The organism is Streptomyces sp. NPDC104831, assembly GCF_055583025.1.
The window spans coordinates 121,207-133,860 of sequence record NZ_JBVJOT010000002.1; the positions used below are offsets into that span (position 1 = coordinate 121,207).

11 protein-coding genes and 3 tRNA genes are annotated in these 12,654 nt (G+C 72.2%); 4 read left to right on the forward strand and 10 right to left on the reverse strand.

Annotation, left to right across the window (positions count from 1 at the left end; translation table 11 throughout):
• Positions 1-164: 164 nt before the first annotated feature.
• The 10 genes from ACZ63H_RS01920 to ACZ63H_RS01965 all read right to left on the reverse strand — a co-directional run bounded on the left by ACZ63H_RS01920 (position 165) and on the right by ACZ63H_RS01965 (position 6,838).
• Positions 165-542 carry a Rieske (2Fe-2S) protein gene (locus ACZ63H_RS01920; protein ID WP_469861166.1) on the reverse strand — a complete coding sequence of 126 codons (378 nt, stop codon included), beginning with the start codon at positions 540-542 and terminating at the stop codon, positions 165-167.
• Positions 530-1,948: an iron-containing redox enzyme family protein gene (locus tag ACZ63H_RS01925; RefSeq protein WP_469861168.1), complete on the reverse strand. Its 1,419-nt coding sequence runs from the start codon at positions 1,946-1,948 to the stop codon at positions 530-532. The genes ACZ63H_RS01920 and ACZ63H_RS01925 overlap by 13 nt, the downstream gene beginning before the upstream one ends.
• Before the next feature lie 71 nt (positions 1,949-2,019).
• Positions 2,020-3,105, reverse strand: a complete 1,086-nt coding sequence (locus ACZ63H_RS01930) for a 50S ribosomal protein L11 methyltransferase (RefSeq protein WP_469861170.1) — start codon at positions 3,103-3,105, stop codon at positions 2,020-2,022.
• A gap of 282 nt (positions 3,106-3,387) precedes the next feature.
• Complete coding sequence (locus tag ACZ63H_RS01935) at positions 3,388-4,161, reverse strand: 2OG-Fe(II) oxygenase (RefSeq protein ID WP_469861172.1); 774 nt, start codon at positions 4,159-4,161, stop codon at positions 3,388-3,390.
• Between the two features lie 83 nt (positions 4,162-4,244).
• Positions 4,245-4,796, reverse strand: a complete 552-nt coding sequence (locus tag ACZ63H_RS01940; protein WP_469861174.1) for a methylated-DNA--[protein]-cysteine S-methyltransferase — start codon at positions 4,794-4,796, stop codon at positions 4,245-4,247.
• 130 nt (positions 4,797-4,926) lie between these two features.
• A complete protein-coding gene (locus ACZ63H_RS01945; protein ID WP_469861176.1) occupies positions 4,927-5,727 on the reverse strand; it encodes an MGMT family protein in 801 nt (266 codons plus the stop codon).
• Positions 5,724-6,317 (reverse strand): RNA polymerase sigma factor, encoded by a 594-nt coding sequence (locus ACZ63H_RS01950; RefSeq protein ID WP_469861178.1) that lies wholly within the window; start codon positions 6,315-6,317, stop codon positions 5,724-5,726. The genes ACZ63H_RS01945 and ACZ63H_RS01950 overlap by 4 nt, the downstream gene beginning before the upstream one ends.
• Positions 6,318-6,435: 118 nt before the next feature.
• Positions 6,436-6,509 (reverse strand) — tRNA-Ile (locus tag ACZ63H_RS01955).
• A 177-nt stretch (positions 6,510-6,686) separates the two neighbouring features.
• Positions 6,687-6,759: transfer RNA gene (locus ACZ63H_RS01960), tRNA-Asn, on the reverse strand.
• Between the two features lie 6 nt (positions 6,760-6,765).
• Positions 6,766-6,838: transfer RNA gene (locus ACZ63H_RS01965), tRNA-Asn, on the reverse strand.
• 157 nt (positions 6,839-6,995) lie between these two features.
• Between ACZ63H_RS01965 and ACZ63H_RS01970 the strand changes: the two genes are divergently transcribed.
• The 4 genes from ACZ63H_RS01970 to ACZ63H_RS01985 all read left to right on the forward strand — a co-directional run bounded on the left by ACZ63H_RS01970 (position 6,996) and on the right by ACZ63H_RS01985 (position 12,635).
• Positions 6,996-7,289, forward strand: a complete 294-nt coding sequence (locus ACZ63H_RS01970; RefSeq protein WP_469861180.1) for a YtxH domain-containing protein — start codon at positions 6,996-6,998, stop codon at positions 7,287-7,289.
• 94 nt (positions 7,290-7,383) lie between these two features.
• Complete coding sequence (locus ACZ63H_RS01975; RefSeq protein ID WP_469861181.1) at positions 7,384-8,823, forward strand: FGGY family carbohydrate kinase; 1,440 nt, start codon at positions 7,384-7,386, stop codon at positions 8,821-8,823.
• Between the two features lie 150 nt (positions 8,824-8,973).
• Positions 8,974-10,707, forward strand: coding sequence for an ABC transporter ATP-binding protein (locus ACZ63H_RS01980; RefSeq protein ID WP_469861183.1), 1,734 nt, complete (start codon positions 8,974-8,976; stop codon positions 10,705-10,707).
• On the forward strand, positions 10,707-12,635 hold the full coding sequence (locus ACZ63H_RS01985; RefSeq protein WP_469861185.1) for an ABC transporter ATP-binding protein: 1,929 nt from the start codon (positions 10,707-10,709) through the stop codon (positions 12,633-12,635). The genes ACZ63H_RS01980 and ACZ63H_RS01985 overlap by 1 nt, the downstream gene beginning before the upstream one ends.
• The last annotated feature ends 19 nt before the right edge of the window (positions 12,636-12,654 follow it).

Genomic DNA, 12,654 nt, shown 5'->3' on the forward strand with positions numbered 1-12,654 from the left:
CAAACCCCCCCCCCCCCCCCCCCCCCCCCCCCCCCCCCCCCCCCCCCCTCCCCCCCCCCCCTTCCCCCCCCCCCCCCCCCCCCCCCCCCCCCCCCCCCCCCCCCCCCCGGACCGGCCGTCTGTAGAACACCGGCCGGCGCCGGGGCGTTGCAGTGGCCGGCGGGTCAGCCGGCCGCCGCGCGCGGGCGGCTCAGCGCGGGCGACAGCGGCCGGTGCTCCAGGCCGAGGGCGCAGTCGCGGGGCGGGGCCGGCCAGCCGCGGGCCGGCGGGTTCTCGGGGAAGACGGCGGTGACCCGGTCGCCCACCCGGACGGCGGGGATCTCCGCCCGCATCCGGGCCAGGGAGGTCCCCCGCTCGTGCCAGGGGCACACCAGCCGGATGCCGTCCTCGGCCACCTGGGCCAGGTGCAGGGGGCCGCCGCGGTGCGGGCACCGGGCCCGCATCACGAAGCCCCGGCCGCCGACCGTCGCGTAGACGTACGGCGTCCCCTCGACGACCACGCAGTTGTCCCGCCCCTCGGCGGTGAAGGTCACGACAGGCACTTGCGGTAGTCCCCCACCGAGTGGATCTCGTAGACGCACTCGTCCGATTCGATGTTCGCGCCGTGCAGCCGGTTGCGCTTGATGACGACGCCCTCGCCGGCCTGGAGGGTCAGCGAGGAGCCCAGGCCGCTCTCGAAGCGCATGGTGCCGGAGACGATGTGGCACAGCTCGTCGCCGTCGTGGCAGTGGGTGTTGGACAGCTCGCCGCGCGGTTCGACGAGGTGGGCCACGGGCGCGTCGACCTTGCCCTGCTTGAGCCCCTCGAAGACCGGGTCGTGCAGCTTCATCAGCTCGGGCTGGGCGTCCATCCAGGCGATCTGCTCGGAGAAGTCGAAGTCGCCGATCTCCAGCAGCACCCGGTACTCCTCGATGCCCCGCACGATCTCCGGGATGATGCCCTCGCCGTGCGCCTCCAGCAGCGGCTTGATGATCTTCTCGCGGGCCATCCGGCCGTGGTGCTGGTCGATGTGCACGTGCTCGGTGAAGTAGGTGGTGTCCACCGTGTCGCCGAAGACCTCGCGCAGCAGCTTGTCGGCGCGGCGGCAGAAGTCGACCAGGGAGCTCTCCGTGTAGTAGAGCGCACCGACGTAACGGAAGAACAGCTCGTGGTTCTTGCCCAGGTAGTGGAAGTAGTTGTTCAGCAGCAGGCTGCTGTTCAGGTAGTACTGCCAGTACCGGTGCAGGTCGGACTCCAGGCCGACCGACTCCAGGGTCCGCTCGAACAGGGTGCTGTGCTTGGTGTCGTGGACGCCGTAGCCGTACTCGTCGATGACGACCTTGAACCACTCGGACTGGGCCGGGCCGTAGTAGCCGAGGACGTTGCGCATCATCGGCGAGGCCTCGGAGAGGAAGTCCGGCGCGAACTGCACCAGCCACATCCGGGCCGCCCGCTCGCGGTCGGCCGAGCCCAGGATGGCCTTCTCCACCGGCGACTGCTCCTCGTCGCCCGCGGTGTCGAGGGAGTCCAGGTAGGCGTCCAGGCTCTGCGCGGTCCAGTTGCCGGAGGTCTCCACCTCGTCGTCGAGGAAGCCGAAGGCGAAGCGCTCCAGCGCCGGCCGGATCCGCTCGCCGAGCGCCCGGTTGGCGGGGCTGTAGAACGCCCGGAAGTCCTCCTCCTTGCCCTTCAGCCCGGACTTGGGGAAGAACACGAGGTCGGCCTCGTAGACGGAGGTCAGCAGGCGCTGCACGGCCAGGCTCGCGTAGTTGAGGATGTTCTCCCGGCCCGGGATCCTGTCGTAGTCCAGGTGGGGCAGCACCTGCGGCCTGAGCTGCCGCCGGTAGGGGTTGTCGTGGTTCACCCAGTCCAGGTTGTCGTGGTAGATCGGGGCGGTGGCGTACTGCACGATCGCGTCGCGCAGTTCCGCGCCGCTGAGTTCGAACGGGACGTGCGGGGGTACGTGACTCATCGCTTGCTCCCTAGTCCTGGTCCAGACAGGTGCGGCCGCCGGCTCGTGGCCGGTGCCGGGGTGGGGCGGTGTCAGATGCTCGCGCGCAGGGTGAAGTCGCTCCAGGCGAGCCGGAGGGCGACCGGCTCGCCCGCCTTGGTCGGCACGGGCTTCTCCAGCGGGACCCACCCCTGCATCCAGTGCGAGGCGGGGTTGTCCGGCGGGTTGGACAGGGTGATGCCGCTTCCCATGTCCAGCTCGAACCAGACCGCGAGGGCCTGGGCCTCGCCGTCGGCGGTGGCCGTCAGCGCGAGGGGGCGTTCGCCGGGCTCCAGCGGGGACCGCGCCAGGTCGAACTCGACCAGCGGCGCCGCCTCGGACAGGAACCGGTGCGGCCAGGTGTCGAGCCGGACCGGGAAGTGGCCGCGGGTCGCGAGCGTGTTCATGAGCGAGACGTCGAAGCCGCCGGCCGTGGTGACCTGGTTCAGCTTCAGCACCGCCTCGCTGCTGACCAGCCGGCCGTGCAGCCGGGCCGCCGAGGGCAGCATGATCCCGTCCGGCTTCAGCAGGTGCTCGCGGGCGTGGCGCACGGAGGGCAGCAGGCCCTCGCCGATCAGGCCGCAGTCGACGATCTCCGACACCAGGACGTCCACCGGTCCGCCGAGGTCGCGCTCCGGGTCCAGGTCGGTGGACGGCTTGCCGATGACGGTGATGACGTCGGACAGGCCGTGCGCGTTGACGACGTTCCGGGCGATCTCCGCCAGCAGCGGGTTCATCTCGCAGGTGAACACCCGGCTCGCGCCGGCCCGGGCGGCGGCCATGGCGAGCAGGCCGCTCCCGGAGCCGATGTCCAGCACGGTCGCCCCCGCCGGGACGCCCCGCTCCAGGGCGGTCATCAGCGCGGTGTTGCGCCCGATGTCGTTGAGCATGGCGAAGTGCCAGCGTGGAACGTTTCTGCGAGCGATCTGGGCGAAGGCGTCCGCGTCCAGGGACAGCTCCTCCGGGGGCATGCTCAGCAGCGCCGACGCCTGCTCGGCGAGCGCGTTCATCTCCTGCGCGAGCGACTGCAGCAGCGCCGCTCCCAGACGGTACGGCGAACCGTTCGCCGGCATGGTTTCCGGGACCGGTCGGGCCTCGTGCTCCGCGGGCATGGCCCGTGCCTCTTGTACGTGCCGCATGTGTGCCACTGCTCCTTAACGCTGTGTCGCCGGGTTGACAGTGGTACGAGGCAGGTCACGAATCCCCCCTGCCGTCGCACAGCCACCGTATGTAACGGCCTTGTTGCCGATCTCCAGCGGCACTCCAGCCGGTGCGGCAGTTTCCGGAGGGTGGCCGGGCGGCTGTGACCAGCCCCGTTGGCGAGGCCGCGGCGTCACTGGAGCGAGGCGGCAGAACCGGGCCCCTACGGCGGTCGTACACGGGTTCGCCGCGGCACGGGGCGAACCCGGTCGCCGGCCCGCTCAGCGGGCGTCGTGGAAGATGATCCCGAGCACGTGGCGCCGCCCGCTGTGCACGGCGCTCACCCCGTGGCGCAGCATCACCCGGCTCCAGCCCCGCGCGGAGCGCACGGGGCGGTGGTGGACGGCGAAGATCAGTCCCTGTCCCTGCGCCGGCCGCCGCACCAGGGGCCGGGACTGGGCGCGCGGCCGCTGCTCCACGAACACGCTCTCGCCGCCGGTGAAGTCCTCGTCCGGCCGGTCCAGCAGCACCGCGACCTGGAGCGGGAAGGTGAGGTCGCCGTACACGTCCTGGTGCAGGCAGTTGTAGCCGCCCTGTTCGTAGCGGAGCAGCAGCGGGGTCGGCCGGTGCTGGCCCGCGGCGGCGCAGGCGGCGACCAGCTCCTCGTGCCGCTCGGGGAAGCCGGGCTCGCCGAGCCGGGCGGCCCAGGTGTTGGCGATGCGCGCGAGGGGCGGGTACAGCTCCCGGCGCAGGGCCTGCACCGGTTCGGGCAGCGGGTGGGCGAAGTAGCGGTAGGCGCCCTCGCCGAAGCGGTGCCTGGCCATCGTCACCGTGCTGCGGAAGAGCACCGGCTCGTCGTACATCTCCCGCAGCCGGGCGCACTGTTCGGCGGACAGCAGGGGCGGGGTGAGCGCGACGCCCTCCGCGTCCAGCTCGGCGGCCAGGGCGGGCCAGTTCAGGGGCGGCAGGACGCCGGGGCCGTCGTCGCCCGGGGCGGGTGCGGCGGCCGGCGGCTCCGCGAGACCGGGCAGGGGCGGGCTGTCGTAGCTGTTCACGCGAGTGGCTCTCCGTGGCGGATGGACGTGCGGAGGAGGAGGGGTGGGCGCCGGGGACGGGGGTCGGGCCGGCGCCCACCCGGTCAGGGGGCCGCCGGTCCCGCTTCCAGTCCGAGCAGGAACCGCTTGGCGTCCAGACCGCCCGCGTACCCGTTCAGGCTGCCGCCGGAACCTACGATCCGGTGGCAGGGCAGCACGACGCAGACCGGGTTGGCGCCGAGGGCCGTGCCGACCGCGCGGGCGGCCCGGGGCCGGTCGAGCGCGGCGGCCAGCTGCGCGTACGTCGCGGTGCGCCCGTAGGGCACGAACGCCTCCAGTGCCATGACGGTCTGCCGGCTGAACGGGGTGGCGAGCCGCAGGTCCACCGGGAGGGTGAAGTCCCGCCGGGCGCCCGCCAGATAGGCGTCGAGCTGCTCCCGGGCCTCGGCCAGGACCTTCAGCGGGGCCGGGTCCGCGCCCTCCTCGGCCACGGGGCGCAGTCCGCCCCGGGCGAGGCGGGCGACGGCGTCCTCCACCGCGCCGTAGCAGCACAGCACGAGCGCGTCCGCCGTGGCGGCGAGCACGAGCGGCCCCAGCGGTGTGGGGTGCACCGTGACCGCCGCCGCGGTGTCGCCGGGGATGAGAGTGGTTCGCAAGACAACTCCGTGTTCGTCGTGACCATCGGTCCGGTCGTGACCTGGGTCGGGTGGTGACCGCCGGTCCGGTGGTGAAGGCCGGTGCGGCCGTGGCCGTCGCTCCGGTCGTGACCGCCGGCCCGAGGGGCCGTCATACCGTGAGGGGCCGGCAGCTCTTGCAGGCCCGGTACCCGGCCCGCCCGGCTTCCCGGGCGGTACGGAACGGCACCTGGTGGGGCGGGGTGATGCGGCGGGCGTGGGCGCAGGTGGGGTGGCAGTAGATACGGGTCGTGTCGCTGCCGAGGAACACCACTCCGCGCCGGCGCAGCTCGGCCACCCGCCCCGGGTCGACGCCCTCGGCGGCGCGCAGCGCCTCGCCCGTCGCGGGCAGGTACCCGGCGTCGCAGGGGACGCCGTTGTCGTACGTCACCCGGTGGCAGGGGATCAGCACCGCGGCCGGGTTGTGGGCCAGCGCGCCGAGCACGTCCCCCGGCGCCACCGCGGCCTCCCGGGCGATCCAGCCGAGCGGGCGCAGCTGCCCGGCGGGGATGGTGCGCACGGCCTCCAGCACGGCCCGGTCCACCGGGTCGAGCGGGGACAGGTCGATGGGCAGGCGCCGGGCGCGGCCCGTCCGCAGCGCGGTGGTGACCCCCGGGAACGGCTTGGCCGACCACAGGGCCGGACGGCGGGTCCGGGAGCGGTGCAGTTCCTCGAAACCCGGCGCGGTCAGCCCGCCGGTGTCCAGCGCGGCCCCGGTCACCGCCTCCGCGCTCGCCGCCACGAAGAGACCGCCGGCGGCGGTGTCGAGGCGGACATAGGTGTCGTAGCGCTCACGCGGGACGCCCGCGCGGCGCAGCACGCGCACGGCGAAGTCCGCCGGTGGTTCCGTGACGAGTCCGGCCAGGCCGGACCGGGCCGCGTCGGAGCGCGGTTCCTCTCGGTCACTCCTCATGTCATCACCTCCTCCAGCAGGGCCGTCTCCGGCTCCAGCAGCCGGCGCAGGCCCTTCAGGCCGCGGGACACCTGTGCCTTGGCCGTCCCGACCGCGCACCGCTGTACCTCGGCGACTTCCGTGTAGCTCAGTCCCAGCACATGGCGGAGCACCACCGGCGTGCGGTGGTGCTCCGGCAGTTCCAGCAACGCCACGACCAGGCGCCGCCGGTCCTCGGCGAGCGCGGCCAGTTCCTCCGGCCCCGGACCGTGGTCCGTCCAGGCGTCACCGGCGTCCTCCACGGGCACGCCGGTCAGGGCCGGCCGGCGCGAGCAGGTGCGCAGGTGGTTGCGCCAGACGTTGGCGGCGACGGTGAGCAGCCAGGCGCGCGTCTTGAGCTGCCGCCTGCGCTCGGGGTCGTAGCCCTGTAACGCGGTGTAGGCGCGCAGGAAGACGTCCTGCCCCAGGTCGTCCGCCTCGGTGGCCGAGCCGGAGACCCGCAACAGGAACGTGTACACGGCTCTGCCGTGAACCCGGACCAGCTCGGTGAAGCCGTCGTCGAGGTCCACGGCGAGAAGCTCGGTCAGCTGCCGCTCGGCCTTCTCATCCATCACCGAACAGAACACCGGGGCGGGGCGAAGGGTTGCAGCGGGGTGGCAAAAACCGCGAGGCGCCCGGTGGACCCAGGGCCGGTGCAGGTCAAAACGATCCTGCACCACCCTGCTGCGGTGGGGCGGGTGGGACTCGAACCCACGGCCGACGGATTATGAGTCCGCTGCTCTAACCGGCTGAGCTACCGCCCCATAGCGGCGTGTCGCGTACAAGTGTGCGCGCCGTCTGCCGCAGCATAGCCGCTCATACGATCTCCTGCCTCGGCTGGTCGGCTGCCGCGCTGCCGCTCATGACCTTGAGGACAGCGCCACGGGCGCGGCGGTTCCCCCGGACATGAAAAAGGACCCCTGAGGGGTCCTCGTTCAGCGCTCCCCCGACTGGACTCGAACCAGTAACCTGCCGGTTAACAGCCGGCTGCTCTGCCAATTGAGCTACGGAGGACCGAAGCTCCCCCGACTGGACTCGAACCAGTAACCTGCCGGTTAACAGCCGGCTGCTCTGCCAATTGAGCTACGGAGGATCGCCTCGTTGCATCGAACGTACCTACCTGGGTATTCGCCAGGGGGCGGTTGCTCGCTGCGACACATACATTAGCGCAAGCAGGGGGGTGCTCCGCCAATCGGTACCCTCGGCGCCAGCGCCGCACCAGATGCCTACACACGGGAAGGGTGGCAGCCATGCGCTACCGGCTCACGTTCCTCGCCGGACTGGCCCTTGGTTACGTACTCGGCACCAAGGCCGGACGCGAGCGCTACGAACAGCTGAAGAAGTCGGCCCGGCAGATCGCGCAGAACCCCGCGGTCCGCAACACGGCCGAGACCGCGGCCCAGCAGGGCCGCGTCTACGCCGGCAAGGCATTCCACACGGTCGGCGACCGCATCCCGGAGTCGGTGAGCCACCGGGTCCGCTCGCTGCGGGAGCGCAACGGCCACGGCACCCGCGAGGACGACTGGGGCACCAGCACCACCTGAGCCCCGCCTTCCGGCACCGGCCACGGGACGGGCGCCCCGGCTCCTCGGGCGCCCCGGCCCGAGCCGGGTGCGGCGGTACGGCAAAATTCTCCGCATGGGGATAGTCGCCGGCTTGGACAGCTCACCGGAGTTCACGCGCATCGTGGTCTGCGACACGGACACCGGTGCCGTACTACGACAGGGGTACGCCCCGCATCCGGTGGAGGGCCGGCCCAGCGACGTCGATCCGCAGGCCTGGCTGCTCTCCCTCGGCGAGGCGGCCGGCGGCGGGCTGCTGGAGGGGGTGCAGGCCATCGGGGTCTCGGCGCAGCAGAACGCCGTGGTCCCGCTGGGCGCCCAGGGCAACACCGTCCGCCCGGCCCTGGCCGGCGGCGACAAGCGCGCGCAGGTCGCCGCGGCCGACCTGGTGGACGCGCTCGGCGGCCGGGAGGCCTGGGCGCAGGCGGTCGGCTGTGTGCCGGGGGCCGCCCAGCCGGTCACCAAGCTGCGCTGGCTGGCGAAGACCGAGCCGGAGAACGCGCAGCGCACCGCCGTCCTGCTCCAGGCCCACGACTGGCTGGTGTGGCAGCTGCTCGGGCGGCCCCTGCGGCGCACCACCGACCGCGGCGGGGCCTCCGGCACCGGCTACTGGTCGGCGGCGACCGGCGCCTACCGCCCCGACCTGGTCGAGCTGGCGCTCGGCCACCAGGCGGTGCTGCCGGAGGTGATCGGCCCCGCCGAGGCGGCCGGCACCACCCCCGAGGGGCTGCTGATCTCCGCCGGGACCGGGGAGACCATGGCCGCCGCGTTCGGGCTCGGCCTCGGCCTCGGCGACGTGGTGGTGTCGCTCGGGGCCTCGGGATCGGTGATGGCGGTGCACCCGGAGGCGCTCGCCGACCAGTCCGGGATGATCACCTCGCTCGCCGACGCCACCGGCATGCACCTGCCGGTCGTCACCACCCTGAACGCGGTGCGCGCCCTGCGCGGCACCGCCGAACTGCTCGGCCTGCCGGACCTGGAGAGCCTGTCCGACCTGGCGATGAAGTCCACGCCGGGGGCGCACGGGCTGGTGCTGCTGCCGTACCTGGAGGGCGAGCGGACGCCGAACCTGCCGCACACCGCGGGCACCCTCGCGGGGCTGCGGCGCGAGTCGATGAAGCCCGAGCACCTGGCGCGGGCCGCCTTCGAGGGCATGCTCTGCGGGCTGGCCGACGCGCTGGACGTGCTGCGCGGGCGGGGCGTGGAGGTGCGCCGGGTCTTCCTGCTGGGCGCCGCCGCCGAGCTGCCCGCCGTCCAGGCCTCGGCGCCGTCGCTGTTCGGCGCGCAGGTCGTCGTGCCGCAGCCGGCGGACTACGCGGCGATCGGCGCGGCCCGGCAGGCGGCCTGGGCGCTCGGGGTGTCGCAGGGCGCCCTCGATCCGCGCACCCCGCCGGCCTGGCAGGGCGCGGCGGCGCAGGTGCTGGAGCCGGGCGAGGAACTGGCCGTGGGGCAGGCGGTGCGGCAGCAGTTCACGGCGGTGCGGGAGCAGACCCACCCGGGGGCGTTCCGCCCATAAGGGGCACAGCAGGCCGTAACTCCCCGAAACACCGGTCCAGTAGAGGAGAGACCTTCGGGTTAATCGGTTGAGGTAACGCGGGTGGAGTGTCCGACGATAGGGGCCAAGGGCAACCGACCAGCCCCTGTCGCCGACTCCGAGAGACGTAGCGTGCTCATACGACTTCTACGGACCTATCTCAGGCCCTACAAGAAACCCATCGCCCTCCTGGTGGTGCTCCAGTTCCTCCAGACCTGCGCGACCCTCTACCTGCCCACCCTGAACGCCGACATCATCGACAACGGCGTCGTGAAGGGCGACACGGACTACATCCTGTCCTTCGGCGCCCTGATGATCGGCATCTCGCTGGCGCAGGTCGTGTGCAACATCGGCGCCGTGTACTACGGCGCCCGGACCGCCTCCGCGCTCGGCCGGGACGTGCGCGGTGCCGTCTTCGACCGGGTGCAGTCCTTCTCCGCGCGTGAGGTGGGTCACTTCGGGGCGCCCTCCCTCATCACCCGTACCACGAACGACGTGCAGCAGGTCCAGATGCTGGCCCTGATGACGTTCACCCTGATGGTGTCGGCGCCCATCATGTGCGTGGGCGGCATCGTGCTGGCGCTCGGCCTGGACGTGCCGCTGTCCGCCGTGCTGATCGCGGTCGTGCCGGTGCTCGGCGTCTCGGTGACCCTGATCGTGCGCCGGCTGCGCCCGCTGTTCCGGTCGATGCAGGACCGGCTGGACAAGGTCAACCGGGTGCTGCGCGAGCAGATCACCGGCAACCGGGTGATCCGCGCCTTCGTCCGGGACGCCTACGAGCAGGAGCGGTTCGGCCGGGCCAACGGCGAGCTGACCGAGATGCAGCTCGCCACCGGCCGGCTGCTGGCCCTGATGTTCCCGATCGTGATGACGGTGGTGAACGTGTCGTCCATCGCGGTGGTGTGGTTCGGCGCGCACCGCATCGACAGCGGCGGCATGGCCATCGGCGACCTCACGGCGTTCCTCGCCTATCTGATGCAGATCGTCATGTCCGTGATGATGGCCACCTTCATGTTCATGATGGTGCCGCGGGCCGAGGTCTGCGCCGAGCGCATCCAGGAGGTCCTGGACACCTCCTCCAGCGTCGTGCCGCCGGCGGCCGGCGTCACCGCGCTGCGCGCGCACGGGCACCTGGAGATCCGGGGCGCGGGCTTCCGCTACCCGGGTGCCGAGGAGCCGGTGCTGAAGTCCATCGACCTGACGGCCCGGCCCGGCGAGACCACCGCCGTCATCGGCTCCACCGGCAGCGGCAAGTCGACGCTGCTCGGGCTCGTCCCCCGGCTGTTCGACGCCACCGACGGCGAGGTGCTGGTCGACGGCGTGGACGTGCGCGAGATCGACCCGGCGCTGCTCGCCAGGACCGTCGGGCTCGTCCCGCAGAAGCCCTACCTGTTCGCCGGCACCGTCGCCGGCAACCTGCGCTACGGCAATCCGGACGCCACCGACGAGGAGCTCTGGCACGCGCTGGAGGTCGCGCAGGCCAAGGACTTCGTCACCGGGCTGGAGGGCGGCCTGGAGGCCCCGATCGCGCAGGGCGGCACCAATGTCTCCGGCGGTCAGCGGCAGCGGCTCGCCATCGCCCGCACGCTGGTGCAGCGCCCGGAGATCTACCTCTTCGACGACTCCTTCTCCGCGCTCGACTACGCCACCGACGCCGCCCTGCGCGCCGCGCTGGCGCGGGAGACCGCCGAGGCCACCGTGGTGATCGTCGCCCAGCGGGTGTCGACCATCCGGGACGCGGACCGGATCATCGTGCTGGACGAGGGCCGGGTGGTCGGCTCCGGCCGGCACGCCGAGCTGATGGCATCCAACGAGACCTACCGGGAGATCGTGCTCTCCCAGCTGACGGAAGCGGAGGCCGCCTGATGGCCGGTCCCATGGGACGCATGATGGCCGGGGGCGGCCCCGACCAGCGCTCGATGGACTTCAAGGGGTCGGGCAAACGGCTCGTCGCCCGGTTCCGGCCGGAGCGGCTCACGATCTACGCCCTGCTGCTGTGCGTGGTCGTCAGCGTGGCCCTGAGCGTGGTCGGCCCGAAGATCCTCGGCCGCGCCACCGACCTCGTCTTCGCCGGCCTCATCGGCCGGGAGATGCCGCACGGCGCCACCAAGGAGCAGGTGCTCGACTCCATGCGCGAGCGCGGCCAGGGCCGGGTCGCGGACATGCTGAAGGGCACCGACTTCACCCCCGGCGAGGGCATCGACTTCACCGCCGTGGGGCATGTGCTGCTGCTCGCCCTCGGCACCTTCCTGGTCGCGGGCCTGCTGATGGCGGTCGCGACCCGGCTGGTCAACCGGGCCGTGAACCGCACGATGTACCGGATGCGGGAGGACGTGCAGACCAAGCTGTCGCGGCTGCCGCTGTCGTACTTCGACAAGCGCCAGCGCGGCGAGGTGCTGTCCCGGGCGACCAACGACATCGACAACATCGGCCAGACCCTCCAGCAGTCGATGGGCCAGCTGATCAACTCGGTGCTGACCATCGTCGGCGTGCTGGCGATGATGTTCTGGGTGTCCTGGATCCTGGCGCTGGTGGCCCTCGTCACCGTCCCGCTGTCGTTCGTGGTCGCCACCCGGGTCGGCAAGCGGTCGCAGCCGCACTTCGTGCAGCAGTGGCGCTCCACCGGCAAGCTCAACGCCCACATCGAGGAGATGTACACCGGGCACACGCTGGTGAAGGTGTTCGGGCGGCAGGAGGAGTCGGCGCGGCAGTTCGCCGAGCAGAACGAGGCGCTGTACGAGGCCGGGTTCAAGGCGCAGTTCAACAGCGGCGTCATGCAGCCGCTGATGATGTTCGTGTCGAACCTGAACTACGTGCTGGTGGCGGTCGTCGGCGGTCTGCGGGTCGCCTCCGGTTCGCTGTCCATCGGTGACGTGCAGGCGTTCATCCAGTACTCGCGGCAGTTCTCCATGCCGCTGACCCAGGTCGCGTCGATGGCGAACCTGGTGCAGTCCGGGGTGGCCTCGGCCGAGCGGATCTTCGAACTCCTGGACGCGGAGGAGCAGGAGGCGGACCCGGTGCCGGGCGAGCGGCCGGCCGAGCTGCGCGGACGGGTGTGCCTGGAACACGTGTCGTTCCGCTACGACCCCGAGAAGCCGCTCATCGAGGACCTGTCGCTGACGGTGGAGCCGGGGCACACGGTGGCGATCGTCGGCCCCACCGGCGCGGGCAAGACCACGCTGGTCAACCTGCTGATGCGGTTCTACGACGTCTCGGGCGGCCGGATCACCCTGGACGGGGTGGACATCCGCGGGATGACCCGGGACGAACTGCGGTCCGGCATCGGCATGGTGCTCCAGGACACCTGGCTGTTCGGCGGCACCATCGCGGAGAACATCGCCTACGGCGCCGCGCGCGAGGTCACCCGCGGCGAGATCGAGGAGGCGGCGCGGGCCGCGCACGCGGACCGGTTCATCCGGACGCTGCCCGACGGCTACGACACCGTGATCGACGACGAGGGCACGGGCGTCAGCGCCGGTGAGAAGCAGCTGATCACCATCGCGCGGGCGTTCCTGTCCGACCCGGTGATCCTGGTGCTGGACGAGGCGACGAGTTCCGTGGACACGCGCACGGAGGTGCTGATCCAGAAGGCGATGGCCAAACTGGCGACGGGCCGTACGTCGTTCGTGATCGCGCACCGGCTGTCGACGATCCGGGACGCGGACACCATCCTGGTGATGGAGAACGGCTCCATCGTGGAACAGGGCGCGCACGCCGAGCTGTTGGCGGCCGACGGCGCGTACGCCCGGCTGTACCAGGCCCAGTTCGCGCAGGCCGTGGCCGAGGTGGACTAGCCGAAGGGGGCCGCCGGGG